General features: G+C 67.4%; 9 protein-coding genes. 3 read left to right on the top strand and 6 right to left on the bottom strand.

What is annotated here, in order from left to right; all coding sequences use genetic code 11:
* Nucleotides 1-13: 13 nt before the first annotated feature.
* The 3 genes from CNE_RS24865 (at nt 14) to CNE_RS24855 (ending at nt 3,361) form a co-directional block, all read left to right on the top strand.
* Entirely contained in the window at nt 14-1,711 is a 1,698-nt protein-coding gene (locus tag CNE_RS24865) for a hypothetical protein (RefSeq protein WP_041228640.1), read from the top strand.
* A gap of 167 nt (nt 1,712-1,878) precedes the next feature.
* Complete coding sequence (locus CNE_RS24860; RefSeq protein WP_013953047.1) at nt 1,879-3,000, top strand: hypothetical protein; 1,122 nt, start codon at nt 1,879-1,881, stop codon at nt 2,998-3,000.
* Between the two features lie 115 nt (nt 3,001-3,115).
* A complete protein-coding gene (locus CNE_RS24855; RefSeq protein ID WP_013953046.1) occupies nt 3,116-3,361 on the top strand; it encodes a hypothetical protein in 246 nt (81 codons plus the stop codon).
* A 143-nt stretch (nt 3,362-3,504) separates the two neighbouring features.
* Here CNE_RS24855 and galU read toward each other — a convergent pair whose 3' ends face one another.
* The 6 genes from galU to bcsA all read right to left on the bottom strand — a co-directional run bounded on the left by galU (nt 3,505) and on the right by bcsA (nt 16,640).
* The gene (gene galU / locus CNE_RS24850; RefSeq protein WP_404997180.1) at nt 3,505-4,359 is read right to left on the bottom strand and encodes a UTP--glucose-1-phosphate uridylyltransferase GalU; all 855 of its coding nucleotides are present in this window, start codon (nt 4,357-4,359) and stop codon (nt 3,505-3,507) included.
* Nucleotides 4,360-5,122: 763 nt separating this feature from the next.
* The gene (locus CNE_RS24840; RefSeq protein ID WP_013953044.1) at nt 5,123-5,713 is read right to left on the bottom strand and encodes a phosphatase PAP2 family protein; all 591 of its coding nucleotides are present in this window, start codon (nt 5,711-5,713) and stop codon (nt 5,123-5,125) included.
* A gap of 746 nt (nt 5,714-6,459) precedes the next feature.
* The gene (locus CNE_RS24835) at nt 6,460-10,848 is read right to left on the bottom strand and encodes a cellulose biosynthesis protein BcsC (RefSeq protein WP_013953043.1); all 4,389 of its coding nucleotides are present in this window, start codon (nt 10,846-10,848) and stop codon (nt 6,460-6,462) included.
* Complete coding sequence (gene bcsZ, locus CNE_RS24830; protein ID WP_041228638.1) at nt 10,821-12,062, bottom strand: cellulose synthase complex periplasmic endoglucanase BcsZ; 1,242 nt, start codon at nt 12,060-12,062, stop codon at nt 10,821-10,823. Before bcsZ ends, CNE_RS24835 begins: the two co-directional genes overlap by 28 nt.
* Nucleotides 12,059-14,383, bottom strand: a complete 2,325-nt coding sequence (bcsB, locus tag CNE_RS24825; RefSeq protein ID WP_013953041.1) for a cellulose biosynthesis cyclic di-GMP-binding regulatory protein BcsB — start codon at nt 14,381-14,383, stop codon at nt 12,059-12,061. The genes bcsZ and bcsB overlap by 4 nt, the downstream gene beginning before the upstream one ends.
* 79 nt (nt 14,384-14,462) lie before the next feature.
* Nucleotides 14,463-16,640, bottom strand: a complete 2,178-nt coding sequence (gene bcsA / locus CNE_RS24820; RefSeq protein ID WP_371827413.1) for a UDP-forming cellulose synthase catalytic subunit — start codon at nt 16,638-16,640, stop codon at nt 14,463-14,465.
* Nucleotides 16,641-16,651 lie beyond the last annotated feature (11 nt).

Below are 16,651 nucleotides of genomic sequence, written 5' to 3'. Positions count from 1 at the left end.
AGGAGAGAGAAGCGTGCAAACCAAAACCCGGAACATCTTCACCCTCGGCATCATGGCTGCCGCCGCGGCAACGCTTGTTGCCTGCGGTGGCGGCGACGATTCGCCGACGCCGTCCCAGCCTTCTGTCACCGTGAGCGGCAAGGCGGTGGACTTCTACCTGTCTGGCGCGACGGTCACCTTCCTCGATTGCAGCAACAAGACCACGACGACGAATGCAACCGGCGACTTCACCTTCCCTGCAGGTTGCGCCACGAGCGCGCTCAAGGTGACCGGCGGCACCGACATCGGTACTAACCAGCCGTTCACCGGGGTGCTGCAGGCACCGGCGGTGACATACAAGGAGGGCGTGACACCGGTGATCTCGCCGCTGACCACGCTGGTGGCGCAACTCGGCCCGACCCAGGCCGCTGCACTGGCCGAGAAGCTCGGCCTGGCAGGCAAGGACCTGGCCACGCTGGACCCGATGCAAGACGCGGCCACGCTCAGGGCGGCGGTCGTGGTACAGCAACTGGTCGACCAGGTCGCCAAGACGCTGACGGGCCTTGCCACGGGTGGCACGCTGACCGCCGAGGCTGCGGCCGCGGCGGCTGCCAAGGCGGTCGCCAGCGCCGTGGCCGGCGCGTCGGGCACGGCGGACCTGACCAGCAGCGCGCTGGTGACGAACGTGGTGTCGGGCGCTGTGCAGAACGCCCAGAGCGGCCTGCCCGCGAACCTGCAGTCGAACATTACCGCCGTGGCAGCCAACGTGGCCGCACTGGCCGCCCCGCTGATCACGAGCCAGGTGTCGAGCGTGAGCACGGCGCTGAACGACATCGCGCTGAGCAGCAGCCCGGCCGACACGTTGTCGAAGCTGAAAGCAAGCGGATCGATCAACGTCGTGACCGAGAGCGCCCAGTCCTCAACGACCACGGCGCTGGTCAAGGCCGTGACGCCAACCGCGCTGACCGATGCGTCGAACGCGGCCAAGCTGGCCGCGCTCGGCGACGCCGTGTCGACCGGCAATACCGCCGAGATCCAGCAGGCAGCCTCGAACCTGGGCAGTGCGGTGGACAGCACCGCGATCAACAACGTGGCGAACGCGGTCAAGCTGACCAACTACGTCCTGCTGTCCAACCTGACGATCAACGGCCAGGCTTACCCGATCACCGACACGATCTCGGTCACGGGCGGCACGCTGAGCTCGATCAAGGTCGCGCTGACGCAGAATGGCGATGCCTTCAATGGCGGCCCGTCGCAAGTGCGCGCTGGCCTGAGCTATACCTACGGCGGCAACCAGGTCGACGTCATCATCGAGAACGTGACGCTGACGTTCAACGGGTCGCAACTGGTGGATGTGGTGGTGCCGGCCAACACGACTTATTCGTTCGAGATCAGCGGCAACGTGTCGGCTGCCGCAAGCCTGACCAATGGCGTGGCGGACAACCTGTTCGACAGCGCCAACGGCGGCTCGCTGAACCTGCCGTTCACGGTGTTCCTCGGCAAGCTCAAGTCTGCCGGCACGCTGAGCCAGGCGCAGGTTGACGCTCTCACGCCGAAGTCGCCCAGCACGTTCCCCGTCACGTTTGCGCTGACAGGTATTAGCGGCAAGGACGTGAAGCTGGGTGCGCTGGTGGACGGCAGCGTGGAGAACGCCAAGACGGCGTCGGTGAGGACCGACGCGGCCAAGGTGACCGGCGACGGCCTCAAGACTACGGTTACGCTCAACCAGTGACCGGCGCGTAGTGCTGCCTTCCGCCAGGATGGGGAAGGCCATGCCCCCGGTCATCCGGACGCATGCCCCAGGGCAATGCCATGGGTGGCCGGGTTCTTTTTGTGTCTGCGTCGAGTCCTTGGGGACGCGCCACGAATGAGGCTTGCCCCGCGGCCTCGGAGTTTTCTATGCAGCTGTTTCGCAACCGCCGGCTGGAGCAAGCCTGCGCCCTAATGCTGGGCCTGTCGTGCGCGGGCGCGGCCAGCGCCGCTCCGGACGACGTGTTCATGCAGGCCGAGCCCGCCACGGGCGAGTTCACCTCGGTGCGGGTGGAGGCTAGCTACGACATGGTCAATCGCACCGTGGATGTCTTCAACCTGCGCGGGCAGCAGGGCCCCGTGTCGGACAACGCCGGCGACTATCGCGGTGGCAAACTGATGCTGGGCTACAAGTTCTCGCCGTACTGGTCTGGGTCGGCCACCTACTGGCGCCGCGGTATCGATTACGGACAAGACCACAACCAGATCGACAGCTGGATGTTGGCGATGCACTACGACCCGCTGGCCGAGCCCGGCGCTCGCGATCGCGTCATGGTGCGCTTCTCGCTATGGGGAGACCACGCCGGGAGCCTGAAGCGCTCGACGCCGGTCACGGTTCGCAACACGACCTTCAACAGCCTCACGGTGAACAACGCGAATGACGTCCAGGGCCAGGCCGACGTCATCTTCTCTGGCGAGCTGACCGAGCGCAACCAGCTCACGGGTTTCGTCGGGCTCGGGATCAGCCGCGTGACCATCGGGAACATTAATGCACGGCTGCAGCGGGGCAATTGCAATTTCAACGTCGCCATCGGCTCCGACAATATCGCCAATGGCGCGCTGGCCGCGCCGTGCCGCGCGGGCAATGTTACCCTCCAGTCGGCCTCGTTCGCGGTCGATGCCAGCCAGTTTGGGCTCAATGTCAACGACGACTTCAACTACACCGCCGGCTACCTGAACTTGGGCGGCTCATGGCGCTGGAAGTACGAGAACTTCGCCGCGCGGCTGGGCTACCAGTTCCAATACCTGCTGCGCAGCAATGTCGATAGCCGCGCGAAAACCTATGGCTACTCGCCGATTCGCTCGAACCATACGCTGGGGCTGGAGCTATCGTATGCGGTAGTGAAGAACGTGGAGGTGTTCCTGCGCGGCCAGGCGTCGCTGTACAACTTCGTCGGCACCATCCCGTTCCTCTATAACGCCACGACCGCGGGCAAGCTGGACCGGTACTACGGCTACGGCTCGATCGGCATTCGCTTCTCCGGGTTCTGAAATCGAGATCCAGACTCGGTCCTTTTCTTTCAACAGACATAGGATGGCTGGGAGGCGCGAGTAGCGTGGCCAAGTAGTAGTGTTGATTCCTGTTTGTCACCAAGCCAATTTCGCTATGTCGCAATACACCTGGCTTGCAGTTCGAGCCTTGGGCATCGGTACGCTCATCGTGACCGTGGCCGTAGTCTTCCGGCAAGCATATCTGCGCGTTGCCACCGAGGCCGGCATTGCCAGCCCAGCAGAGGCGCACAGGGCAACGATGTTGAAGCAATGCGAGGCTATGCACAGCCGCCTGAAGAGTCGCCGTGTTTCCGAAGAAGCTGCAGATGCAGACCGGGATCCGCGCACCCTTTGTACGTGATTGTATGGGGGTTGGCATCGCCGCTGGATACACAGCGACGCTTGCAGTCTTGTTTGTGAACCGCCGTATGCGGAGCCGCACGGACGGTGGAGAGAGGGGTGAGGGGGTGCCCCCCTCACCAAACTCAATGGCAGGCAGCTTCGTCAGGCAACCACGCTGTCAGCCTGATGATGGTCACCCTGCCCCAGGTAGCGGCGGAAGTCGGGGCCGACTTCCGGGTGCTTCAGCGCGTACTCGACAGTGGCCTTCAAGTAGCCAAGCTTGTTGCCGCAGTCGTAGCGCCTGCCCTGGTAACGGTAGGCCAGCACCTGCTCCTGGCCGAGCAGTGACTGGATGGCGTCGGTGAGCTGGAACTCGCCTCCGGCGCCCGGCTTGAGCTGCCGCAGGTGGTCGAAGATGCGCGGCGTCAGGATATAGCGGCCGACCACGCCCAGGTTGGAGGGAGCATCTTCCGGCGCGGGCTTTTCCACGATGCCGGACATCTTGATGACGCCCTCGTCCCATTCGCGTCCGTCGACTACGCCATAGGAGCGGCTCTGCTCCGGCGCGATCTCTTCCACGCCCAGCACCGAGCAGTTGTAGTGGTTGTAGATGTCGACCATCTGCTTCATCACCGGCGGATTGCCGTCGATCAGGTCATCGGCCAGCATGATGGCAAAAGGCGCGTCGCCGACAAGTTTGGCTGCGCACAGCACGGCGTGGCCCAGGCCCAGTGCTTCGGGCTGGCGCACATAGAAGCACTCGACGTTGGCCGGCTTGATAGAACGGACCGCGTCCAGCAGCGCCTGCTTGTTCTTGGCCTCGAGCTCCACTTCCAGTTCGTAGGCCTTGTCGAAATGGTCCTCGATGGCGCGCTTGGAGCGGCCCGTGACAAAGATCATCTCGGTAATGCCGGCGGCCATGGCTTCTTCCACGGCGTACTGGATCAGTGGCTTGTCGACGACAGGCAGCATTTCCTTGGGGCTCGCCTTGGTGGCGGGGAGGAAGCGGGTGCCCAGTCCCGCGACGGGGAAGACGGCCTTGGTAACTCGGTTGTCCATATCCGGTGTTCCTTCTGAATGTTTAGTGGTTCAATCAGCTTCCACAACTCGTCATCAATGATCGGCTTTGCCATCACCCTGATCCGTCGTTACGCTGGCTCAGCCAACAACTTCTGCCTGCGGCGCGCAGTTACGACCGATGCGGCAGCATGCACGCTCCAGCCACGTCGCGCGACGTAGCAGTTCGATGCCAGCCCGGTGGCATTTCGCATCGAGCAGTTGTCGGAATTTTGAATAAGGCAGGCTCGAAAGCATGCGGGGGCGATTTGGGCTGGCCTATCCCGGCGCCTTCTTCCTGGCGCTGAAGTCCAGGTCCTCCGCACCAGCGGCTTCCCCTTCGCCAAGGCCTTCGGGGGGGCTTTCCCTTTCAAGAATACGTGCGCACAACCTTGCTCTTGAGCGGCCATGGTCGCGCGGCGAGTATCCAGATACAGATCAGCGGCCCAAGAATCGGGATCAAGGAAAGATAGGCATATAGCGCGCTGAATCGCGCAGACCTGAACACGATGCGGAATGGAACGAACCATGCCGCCTCGAAGGCGACGAACGCTAGCAAATAGAGCATCGCGGCTTACCGGTGAGATTGACCCTGAGCGAAGCGCATTCCTAGTTTATTGTGCGCTGCAACTTGATTCTACCTACTCGTCAGCTGGGCCGAACCCCCCCTGAGTAAGGGACTGCAAGCGAATGGGTCCGACCTCGAGTCCCTCCCCACTTGACGTTAGCGTGCGGCCGAAACTGCGGAGAATGCACGTGCGCACAGACCTCGTGAATGTGCCTCGATCATGGTCTGGAAGGGCGCGTGGTTTCCATACGCCGCGGTGGTGACGAGGATGAGCGCAGCAGCGGCGCCAACCGGTCGAAACGGTCTGAATTCGGAACGCGTGAGAGCGCGAACAAAGAGCGCGCCGATTGCAGCGCCCAAAAGCCAGCCCGCGATGACTTCGGGAACCGTGTGCGCGTGATCGAAGACCCTGGCGACAGCAGTCAGCAGGCCGACAAGCAAGCCGGCGATGGCGCCGATGCCCGCGTTGCCTCCCATGCCCCGGGAAAGGAGTGCGATGGCGACGGTCCAGACAGCTGTCGACAAGGTCGTATGCCCGCTGATCATGCGAAATCCGATCGAGGAAATCTCGAACCCGCATCCGGCGTATAGGACTTTAGTGATGCCGGTGAGTGCCATGCCGGCCGACAGAAGCAGTATCCAGCGGATGGCCAGGCGGGGAGCTGATATTCCCAGCCAGACTGCGCATGAAATGGCGACTGGTAGCGTCAATGCGGCATCGCCGACATCGCTGATTGCGTTCCACATGGTCTCTTTGGGGAGAGAAGCTGCCGCAGCTTAGCGCAGCCAAAAGAAACTGCATTCAAGGTAATCGGGGGGGCAAGCTGATACAGCACGACGGCATATGCCGCGATGAAGCGCAGGAGGTCAAGGCAGATCGGGGCCGGAGTCGCCGGGCGGCCTCTTCATTTCGGAGCCTTTGGCTGCTGGAGTGTTGAACTGCCCGTGGACGGGTACAGAGATGGTGAACGCGGCTGGGAATTTGTCATTCCGCTTCTTTCAGACGATGTGTCTCCAAACTGGGAACCGCCTGTTGTGCCGCTATAGCGCCTCCCAATATCGGCGTTCACGCCACCCGCGGAGTAGCTTTGCATTTGGCCAGAGCCGTAGCTGGCACCACCGTACTGCGTGCCACCAGTCTGGCCGTAGCTGGCCACACCCAGACGCTGGCCGGCATTGGCGCCCCCGGCAACCAGCACGAATATCAAGAGGGATGGAAATTTCATTTGCAACCTCCGCTCGTGAATGTGTGCGCACAGGCCTTGTCTTGAGCGGCCCACGCTCGAACCGCAAGCGTTTATTGTGCGCTGCAACCTGATTCTACCGACTCGTCGGCTATGTCGATCCCTTCGAAGTAGGGGATTCCATGTGATTGCCCCGGACTCGAATGGCTCCCCACCGCGGCCATCCCGAGGCCTGAGCACCCGCCGCAGCCGTCTGTCCGGCTGCGCCTGCTTTCCGATCATTGACGCCGCGCCGGCCGCGCGGCGCAATCAGAACGGCAGCGGGCCCACCGCGGATTGCGGCGGCACCGGCGGGAACGCAATCAGTCCGGTCTGGCGCTGCAGCGCATAACGTACGTAGACGCCGGCATACCATTGGCGATAGTCTCGTGCGTTGTCGATGCCCACCAGGCCGCCCACATAGAGTTGCTGCGCCGCCTGGTATTCGATCGAGCCGACCAGGTTGTAGGCCAGGCCGGTCTTGGACTGGCCCGGGTAGACCGCGCTGGTCGCGTTGGTCAGGCCCTTGCTGTTGGCGGTGGCCACCGCGGCATTGGCCGCCGACTGGGCCGCCGCGTCGGTCGGGAAGTAGTTGGAGTCATCCTCGCTGAACGCCTGCACCCCGAGCGCGCCGCGCACGTTGTAGGCCAGCCGCCCGGTGCGGCCCGACAGCGAGAGCGGCACCGTGACCGCGAAGTAGGTCTGCGGGCTGAAGTACCCGCCCTGGCCGAAGGTGAAGTAGCGCAAGTTCTCCGCATACCCCATCGAGGTAAAGTTCACACCGCTCATCAGGCGCTGGTCTGGGGTGTCGATCACGCGCAGGTAGAAGCCGCCGCCGCCTTCCCAGCGCGTGTTGCGCTTGACGTCGTGGCCGGTCAGCAGGCCATAGCCGCCGTAGCCGTAGATGCCGAAGAGTCCGTCGTCCCAGCCCACGTCCGCGCGCGCGCTGCTGTTCATCACGCCGCCCCATTGCTGGCCCGTGCGCTCGTCGCGCACGCCTGCGTAGGACAACAGGCTGTCTGTCACTGGCCGGCGCGAAGCACCGAGCGACAGCGTGGTGCGCTGGGTCAGCGGCAGGTTCAGGCGCGCACCGGCGTTGACGTCGGTGTAGCGAAAGCCCAGCGGCGTGCTGCCCAGGTCGGCATTGAAACGGTCGGATTCGTAGGCTACGCCGAGCGCCACCCCAAAGGCGTTCTGCGTGCCCGCCGAAGCGGATTTCAGCGGGCTGCCGTTCAGGTTGACCGCCGCGCCGTTCACGCCATAAGCCAGCGGACCGCCGCCAAAGCGCGAGGCGTTGTTGAAGTCGCCGCCGACCGAACCGGCATCCAGCGCCACCGGCGTCACGCGTGCCACCAGCCTGCCGTTGCCCGCCGCCATCTTGGCCTCCGCCGTGACCTGCAACTCGGTGAGCTGGCTCATGCCGGAATCGCCGTTGCGCCCGCGCAGCATGGGGCCGCCCGCGAGCGTGGCGGTACGCTGGGACTCGATTTCCTGCAGCTCCTGCTGGGCTGTCCTGGGGCCGGTCGGGTTGGCCTGCGAATCGGTGTCGGCCAACCACGGCGCGCGCGACTGGGCGCCGAGCGGCTGGCGGGCCGGCACGGCGGATGTGGCGCCGTAGCCGTCGGCTGCGGCCACTGTCTGGGCAGCGGGGTATTGCGGTGCCGGGTATGGTGGCGCCTGGTACGGCGCCGCATTCGGAAACGGCGCCGGATACTGCACGGCCTGCTGCTGCGCCTGCGCGGCAGGATAGGCAGGCGCAGCCGCGCCGACCTTCGTGGTCTTGCCGCGCGTGGCGCTGCTGGCGGCCGGCGCGCGCGGCGATGCGCTGGCCGGCTGCGGGTAGTAGGCCTGCGGCTGGATGGCCAATGCACCCGCGGCCGGCGCCGTGCCGAGGGGCGCGGGGATATACGGCTGGCCGTAGGCCTGCGCGCTGGTATGCATCATCACCGGCGCGGGCAGGGCCGCTGCTGCGGTCGGCACCGGCACGGCCACGTAAGGTGCCGGCGAGCCCGGGGGCGGCAGTTGCGAGCTGCCGCGTTGGCCCGGCAGGCCGACAAAGGGGTTGGCAGGGACGCGGTCGAAGCCAGAGGCGTCGGGGCGGGCGCCGGGCGCGGTGCCGGCGGCGTTCTCTGCCGCCACCGCGGCGCGGAAATAGTCGGCCGCGCGCGACGTCTTGCCCTGCGCGCGGTAGAGGCGGCCGGCGGCGGTCAGCACTTTGGGCGACCTGGGCGCCTGCGCCAGCGCCATCTGCAAGGTGCCTTCGGCCCAGCTGAACTCCTTGGCGGCGGTGGCGGTACCGATTGCGGCCAGCATCAGGTCCAGGTTGCGCGGGTCTTTCTCCAGCACGCTTTCATACAGCGCGAGCGCCTTCTTGTTCTCGCCGGCCTGCGCGTACATGCGCGCCAGGCTCGCGCGCACGGCGCCGTTGCCGGGGCGCTCGGACAGCGCCGGGGCCAGCGAGTCGTAGGCCGCGACCAGGTCGCCGGCTTCGGTCAGCGCATCGGCCTGGCGCACGATATAGGCCACGCGCACGTCGTCGTAGTCGCGCCGCTGGGGCTGGCTCATGCTGGCACCCGCCAGCTGGCGCAGCACCCCGGCCAGCTCTACGTCCTGCCTGGTCTTGAGCAGGATGGCGGCGTATTGCAGCTGCATGCCGACGTCCGCGCGCGGTGTGCGGCTCATCACGCTGCGCATCAGCGACAGCGCGCGCACCTCGTCGCCGGCATCTGCGTAGGCCAGTGCCAGCGCGCCAAGCTGGTCGGCATCCTGCTGGGCATAGCGCTCGGCCTCCTGCAGCACGGCCAGCGCGGCGCGCTGCTGGCCGGCGGCGGCCAACTCGCCGGCGCGCGCGGCCTCGGCGTGCACCCACAGGCGACGCTGCAGCGTGCCCATGTCGCGCGTGCGGTTCTGCGGCGGGATCCGTTCGAGCGCATCGAGCCCGCCTTGCCAGTCGCCGGTCTCGGCCGACAGCAGGGCGCTGGCGTAGAGTGCGTCCGGCATGTCGGGGTTGGACAGCAGCAGGCCGTCCATGATGCCGCGCGCCTGCTCTTTCTGGCCCACCGAGGCAAAGGCGCGCGCCGCGTCCAGGCGTACCCACGGGTTGGTGGGATCGGCCGCCATGGCGTCTTCGAGCGCGCGGCGCGCGCCGGCGGTGTCGCCACGCTTCAGGGCGGCACGCGCCTGGGCACGCGCTTCGTCGGCGCGCAGCTTGCCGAGCGAGCCGACCTTCTCCTGCTGGGCCGGCGTGAGGTTCTGCACCATGGCCAGCGCTTCGGCGCTCTTGTTCTGCGCCGACAGCACGCCCACCAGCCCGCGCGTGGCGTCGGGATTGTCCGGATGCTGTTTGAGCACGCGGCGGTAGGCGGCCTCGGCCTGCGCGTACTGGCCTTCCTCGGCCATCAGGTCGGCCAGGGCGACCTGAGCGGAGGGCTCGCGCGCGTCGAGCTTGATGGCGCGTTCGAGCAGGCGGCGCGCTTCGGCGCGGTTGCCGGTGTTGCGCGCTGCGCTGGCCTGCTCGGAGAGCAACCAGTAGGTGGCGCTGTTCTGCGCTGCACGGTAGCCGCCGCCCGCGCCGCGCCTGGTGGCCTGCTCGAAATAGTCCACCGCCTCGGCGAACTTCTCCTGCTTGAGCCGCAGCACGCCCATGCCGCCGAGCGCGTCGGCATCGTCGGCGTGTTGCGCCAGGGCGCTCTGGAAGCGCTCGCCGGCGCGTTCGAGATTGCCCGCGTCGAGGGCGTCGAAGCCCTGGTGCACAAGCTGGCGCACCGGGCTCACGCTGGCGCCGGCCAAGCGCGCGCCTTCCTGCTGTGGCTGCGGCTGGATCCTGACCGCGTCGAGCTTCGCGCGGATGGTGGCATCGTCGGGATGGCTGGCCAGCCACGCCTGGTACAGCGGCGCATCGGCCGGGCGCCCGCCCAACCAGGTCAACGCGCGGCGCCAGCTCTCGCGCGCCTGACCCGCCACGTCGGGGCTCTTGCTGAGCGCTTCGAGCCCGCGGATGCCTTCGCGCCGGGTGGATTCGCGGTAGGTCAGGTGCTGGGCCAGGGCGAGCTGGGCGCGGTGGTCGGACGGATTGGCGCGCGCGAGCTGCTCCAGGCCCTTGCGGGCCTCTTCCCAGCCTTGCGCGGTGCCGCCCAGGGTCTGGTAATACTCGAGCGCGAGGTTGCCCTGCGGCGCGGCGCCGCCGGCGGCCTGCTGGTAGCGCTTGACCGCTTCCTCGCTCTGGCCGCTGCGTGCGAGCTGGCGCGCCTGCTCGAGCTGCTGGCCTGTGCCGCCGCTGGTGATGAGCTGCGTCAGACGCGCCACCTGAGACGAGCCGGGCTGGGCTTTCTGGAGCCGCTCGAGGTAGGAGCGCGCCGCATCGGCGCGGCCCGACTCGGCCTCGGCCACGCCCATTCCGTACAGCGCCTCGGGCTGGTTGGGATTGAGGCGCAGGATTTTCTGCCACGCTTCGGCGGCGCGGTCGCTGCGGCCGCGTTGCTGCCAGTACTTGCCCTGGTCCACCAGCAGTTTGACCGGGTCCTCCTGGGCGGCGGCGGCTGCGGTGAATGCGGTCAGCAGGCTCAGCACGAGCGTTTTCGCGCGCAGTTGCCTGGCGCGTGGCGCCCGCAGGGAAATGGTCGCGCGTCCGTTCATGGCCGGGCGCTTGCGGTTCGGCATGCTTTCTCCCACTCCAGCTCGAGTTGCCCCGAAGGGGCGAACCGGTAGCGGCCTTCGGCAAAGCCGAGGCCGAATAGTCCCAATACGGTGTCGTAATACGTGGCGGCGGGCTTGCCCGCGGCTGCCGCGCCGAGCATGGCCTCGGCGCGCGCGCGCTGCGCCGCGGCGGCCGGCGATCCGGCCGCCTGCAGGAAGGGCACCAGCGCGGCGGAAAAGCCGGCCGGGCCTTCGCCCTCGAGCGCGCCGCTGCCGGCGTGCATGCGCTCGGGCGGGGCGGCGCGCCCCACCATGCGCTGCGCCTGCGGCGCCATCACCTTCATCAGCACACGCCCGGCGGCATCGCCACGCGGCGTCATGCCGGCCCACAGGTAGACCCGGATCGCGTCATAGCTGCTCACGTCGCCGTTGACGGGGTCGGTAAGGAAACCCATGCCGCCCTGGTCGGTGCGGTATGCCGACCAGTCGGGCACGATGCCCTGTCTCGCCACTGCCTCGACCAGGCGCCCGGCCTGCGTGGCAAGCGTGCCCCACGGCCCGGACGGATCGCCGCCGGCCAACCGGCGCAGCAACGGCACCGGCAGGTAGCTGGCGTTGAGGCGCCACTGGCGCGCGCCGTCTTCCTTGCCTTCGGCAAAGCCCTGCGGCCCCGGCAGCAACATGGCACCGAAGCCCGGCAGCGACACCACTTCCTCGCGCGCCACCAGCTTCAGCAGTGCGCGCGCCTGCCCGGCATAGCGCGGCTGGCGCCACACGCGGGCCGCCTCGAACAGCGCGAAGGCAAACCACAGATCGGCGTCCGAGGCGGAGTTGGCGTCGATCACGCCCCACGAACCGTCGGTGCGATGGCCCCATTGCCAGGCCGGCAGCTTGTCCTGCAGGCTGCCCGCGCCGAGGTTGGCGATGCTCCATTGCCAGAGGCGGTCGAACGTGGCGCGGTCATTGGCGATCAGCGCGAACACCATGCCGTAGGACTGGCCCTCGGAGGTGCTGTGCTGCTCGCGCGTGGACGGGTCCAGCACGCGGCCGTCGGCCTGCACGAAGGACGACAGGAAGTGCTGGTACAGCGGCCAGGGGCAGGAGGAGGGCGCAGCGGCGCCCGCCAGCGTCGGCCAGCCTCCCAGCGCCGGCAGGGCGGCCAGCGGTGCGAGCCGGGCCATCGCGCCAAGCCCCGGCAGGCGCGCCAGCCAGCGGCGGCGCGGCTGGTTGACGTTCACGTGGGTTCTCCCCGCTTGCGCCGGTTGGCACGCGCGCGCAACGAGACGAACAGCAAGGCCGCCAGCAACAGCGCGGCGCCGCCGATCATCGGCACCATGGTCAGCGACCGCCGCGACAGCCACCACTGCGCATAGGTCCACGGCGGCAGCTTGCCCACATGGTAGTTCTGCTGCGCCGCCAGGCTCTCGACCTCCTTGCCGTGCACCAGCGCCAGGCTGCCCTGCACGCGCTTCACCTGCTCGGGATCAAGCAGCACCTCGGTCATCGCCAGCAGGCCCTGGGGCGCATTGCTGGCCAGCGCCACCACGCTGCGCCCGGACGCCAGCGGCGACTCGAAGCCGCTGAGCACGGCGTCCGTGCTGACGCTGGTGAGCGACAGGCGCGTCTCCACGGGACGGTTGCGCGTACCGTCGGCGCCGTTCCACCAGCCCATCACGGTGGAGACGATGTCGGTCAGCGCAAAGTGTTTTTCATTGCCCGCCAGCGAGACTGGCATGCGCGCGGCCCACTGGGTGAAGAGCGGCTGGTTCTGCGTGGTGCCGATCACCAGCAGGTCGCGCGCGGCCATCTTCCCGACCTGGGCCGCGCCGGCCACCGCCACGCCGGTGGCGGGGTGGCCGGTGGATTCGCCCATGCGGCCCATCAGCGTGAGATAGGCGGAGTAGTCCTCGGCGCCGGGCTTGTCCGGAAGGATCACCGCGGTCTCGGCGAGGTCGGCCAGGCGCGTGAAGGGGAAGCCGCTGTTGCCGAACACTGCCAGGTCCGGCAGCGCGATAAAGTGCAGCAGGCCGGAGACGTCGATGGTGGAGTCGGGATCGATGGCGCCCTTGACGTTGTCGATCAGCACGTCCTTGCAGGCGCCTTGCTTGAGATAGTCGTAGTAGAAATGGAACTGCAGCTGCGACTGCGCGGGCAGCATGAACAGTGGCAGCTTGATACGCTCATCCACCGGCACCGAGCCGTCCGGCAACACCTTGGCCAGCAGCTGGCTGGCGCGGCCGTCCGGGTTCTTGACCGGGCGCAGGGCGTAGGCGCGCAGGAACTGCTGGTTGACGTTGATGTTGAGCGTGGACTTGTCCAGCGCCGGGCGCGGTGTGTAGCGGTACTTCAGTTCGATCGGGATGCCCTTGCTGCGCCAGCCGAACAGGTCCGGCGGCAGGCGGAAGTTCACGCGCACCAGGTCGGGGCTGTAGCCCGAGACGTTGAGATCGCGCACCTCGACGAGTTCACCGAAACGAACCGGGCGGTCGCTGCGGATCCAGTTGGGCGCGTCATAGGGCACGCGCGGCGCGCCCTCGTCGAGCTTGCTGATGGTGGCGCTCTGGCCGGAGAGTGCGCGTGCGCCCAGCGTAAGTGCGCGCGCGGCGGTCTTGAGCTCGGCGCTGTCGCGGCCCATCACCAGCAGCAACTTGGCGTTGGCATCGCCGGGATTGGGCACCACCGCGAGCGCCGGGCCGTTGATGGCCGGCACCGCCACGCCGGCCGGCTTTTCGTCGTTGGTGACAAACACCACTGCGTTGCCGCTGGCGGGCACCTGGTTGAGGGAGGCGGCAAACGACGCCCCGCGATAGCCGGCCAGCGCGCCGAACCACGACGACACCGCGCCGGCGGCTTCCAGCGTGGCGGCCGAGGGCTGGCCCGCGAACACGAAGGGCAGCCTGAGGCGGCCCACGTCGCGGCGGTCGAAGAACGGCAGCGGCAGCAGCGAGAGCTCATTGGCCAGCGCCACTGGCGCGAGCGTCAGCTCCAGCACGCTGCTGTTGCCCACGGTGGCCCACAGGCTGGAGTGGAAGGGGTCCTCGCACTCCGTGGTGTAGTGGCCGATCAGCTGCAGGTTGAGCCGGTTGAACTCGGTGATCAGGCGCGGCGAGATGGTGAGGTCGCGCTCCAGGCTGGTGCCCGCGGTTTCCCTGGGCACCGGCACGGTGGCAGCGACCTCGCCATTGACCATGACGTTGATGTGCGAGAGCGACGGGATCAGCGCGGGCGAGTACGTATAGCGCAGCTTGAGCCTGGCCGCGGTCACCACTTCGTCGGCCCGGATCGAGAATGGCACGCCGTTGATGGCGTCCACCCCGCGCAACTGGAACGGGGCGTCGGCGCCGAGCTGCTTGAGCGGGATTTGCACGGTGCGGCTACCGCTGCGCGGCGCGGCGGGTGCGGCCGAGGGACCGGCAGCCTGCGCGGCAACCGTGTCGCGCAAGATATCGGGCTGGGCGGGGCGCTGTGCGCCGACGGGGTGCACCGCCAGCATGGCGAGCGCGAACAGGGTGCCCATGCGGGTGAGTGCGGGCAGGCGTGGTGTCTGGTTCAAACGCATTCTCTTCTTGTGCCAGTGGTCCGTTGCATGTGGTGCGCCGCAGCCGGACGGGACGCGGCGCGTGAACGGCTCTGGCTGGTCAATTGGCGGAAGCGCCGGGCTCGGGCCGGCGCAGCAGCCGGCGCATCTCGCGGCTCAGGTGGAACATCACGTTATGGAAGCCGAGCAGGCCGATGCGCAGGATCTGGCCGGCCGCCATGCCGGGCGCGTCCGGGCGCTTGCGGCCCCACGAATCGATCCAGGCGTCGGCGCGGGCGAAGGTGCACTGGATGAAGGCCATCTCCTCGCGCGGGCTCATCTCCCCCAGCACCAGCCCGGTGTGCGACTCGCCCTGGAACACCACCCTGGCGGGGAACATGTGCTCGTCGTGTTGCAGGTACAGCGAGATCCGCACTGGCTCGCCCACCTGGGCCTCGACGCCATGCGGCAGCCGGATGCCGATGCCGCCTTCGGCAAAGTCGATGGTTTCGCATACCACGGCGCGGCCGTCGCCGAAGTGCAGCGTGGCCGGCAGCTTCATCGCCACGCGGTGCGCCTCGCGGATCTGGCGCGTCTCGCTGGCCGCGGCAATGGACGCGCCCAGGATGATGAGGTTGTAGAAGGTCCAGGCCAGGTTGAGCACCACCGTGGTGGCCTCCTGGTGCCACACGAACAGCCGCAGCAGGCCCACCACTACGCCCAGCAGGTTGAACAGCAGCAGCACCAGGTAGGGGCGCGAGATGACCCAGTCGAAGTACGCTTCCTCGATCACGCCGCCCTTGGGCGTCACGTTGAACTTGCCGGCCGCCGGGTTGACGAAGGCCACCAGCACCGGGCGCATGATGTACCACGCCAGCACCGATTCGTAGACCTCGTTCCAGAAGGAATGGCGGAACTTGCCCTGGATGCGCGAGTTGGTCATGTTCGCGTGCAGCATGTGCGGCAGCGCGAAGATGGCGATGGTCAGCGCCGAGGCCTGGATCACGTGCGCGCCGAACAGCAGGTAGGCCAGCGGCGCGGTCAGGAACACCAGCCGCGGCAGCCCGTAGAAGAAGTGCAGCATGGCGTTGAGGTAGCACAGCCGCTGCGGCAGCGACAGGCCCGGGCCTAGCAAAGGGTTGTCCACCCGGCAGATCTGCGCCATGCCGCGCGCCCAGCGGATGCGCTGGCCGACGTGGCCGGACAGGCTTTCGGTGGCCAGCCCGGCCGCCTGCGGAATCGCCAGGTAGGCCGTGCCGTAGCCCTTGCGGTGCAGCTTGAGCGCGGTGTGGGCGTCCTCGGTCACGGTCTCCACCGCAATGCCGCCCACTTCGAGCAGCGGCGCGCGGCGGATGATGGCGCACGAGCCGCAGAAGAAGGTGGCGTCCCACAGGTCGTTGCCGTCCTGCACCAGGCCGTAGAACAGCTCGCCCTCGTTGGGCACCTCCTGGAAAGTGCGCAGGTTTTTCTCGAACGGATCGGGCGAGAAGAAATAGTGCGGTGTCTGCAGCATGGCCAGCTTGCGGTCCTTGATGAACCAGCCCATGCAGATCTGCAGGAAAGAGCGCGTGGGAATGTGGTCGCAGTCGAAGATCGCCACGTACTCGCCGTGGGTGTTCTTGAGCGCCTCGTTGATATTGCCAGCCTTGGCGTGGCGGTTGTGGTTGCGCGTCACGTGGGTGACGCCCACCTTCTCGCAGAACGCGCGGAACTCCTCGCGGCGGCCATCGTCGAGCACGTAGACGTTGATCTTGTCGCGCGGCCAGTCCATCGACATGGCGGCGAACACCGTGGGCTTCACCACCGACAGCGGCTCGTTGTAGGTGGGGATGAAGATGTCGACGGTGGGCCAGGTGGCGCTGTCCGCGGGCATCGGCACCGGACGGCGCTTCAACGGCCAGGCCGTCTGGAAGTAGCCGAGCAGGAGGACCACGAAGGCATACAGCTCGGCCAGCACCAGGCCGATGCCGAACGCCGCGTCGACCCAATTGCCCAGGCTTATCGTCTCCGTCAGCCGCCAGTACATATAGCGGCTGGACACCGCGACCGACAGCACCACCATCATCAGGGTGGCGAGATGGCCCTTGACCCGGTTCAGCCACATGGCCAGCACGATGCAGGCCGTGACAAAGCCGACTTGCTGCCAGAATTCCAGCGGCACCGTGACCACCAGCGCGAACATGAACAGCGCCAGCACCAGCGCCAGGGTGCGTACCGGCCTGCGGTTCCACAGCGGCAGTTCCACGAAGCCATTGCCGAACCGCTGCAAGGCCGCCGACAACGCGTTGGGGGAGCGCATGGACTGGTCTG

The organism is Cupriavidus necator N-1 (genome assembly GCF_000219215.1).
GTDB classification, from domain to species: domain Bacteria; phylum Pseudomonadota; class Gammaproteobacteria; order Burkholderiales; family Burkholderiaceae; genus Cupriavidus; species Cupriavidus necator.
Note: the sequence above shows the minus strand (reverse complement) of the source record. Positions and strands in the feature narration are given on the sequence as shown.

Coding starts and splice junctions, on each gene's coding strand:
- bcsA (WP_371827413.1), bottom strand. CDS start 16,640: ATGCGCTCCCCCAACGCGTTGTCGGCGGCCTTGCAGCGGTTCGGCAAT.
- CNE_RS24860 (WP_013953047.1), top strand. CDS start 1,879: ATGCAGCTGTTTCGCAACCGCCGGCTGGAGCAAGCCTGCGCCCTAATG.
- bcsB (WP_013953041.1), bottom strand. CDS start 14,383: ATGCGTTTGAACCAGACACCACGCCTGCCCGCACTCACCCGCATGGGC.
- CNE_RS24840 (WP_013953044.1), bottom strand. CDS start 5,713: ATGTGGAACGCAATCAGCGATGTCGGCGATGCCGCATTGACGCTACCA.
- CNE_RS24835 (WP_013953043.1), bottom strand. CDS start 10,848: ATGCCGAACCGCAAGCGCCCGGCCATGAACGGACGCGCGACCATTTCC.
- CNE_RS24855 (WP_013953046.1), top strand. CDS start 3,116: ATGTCGCAATACACCTGGCTTGCAGTTCGAGCCTTGGGCATCGGTACG.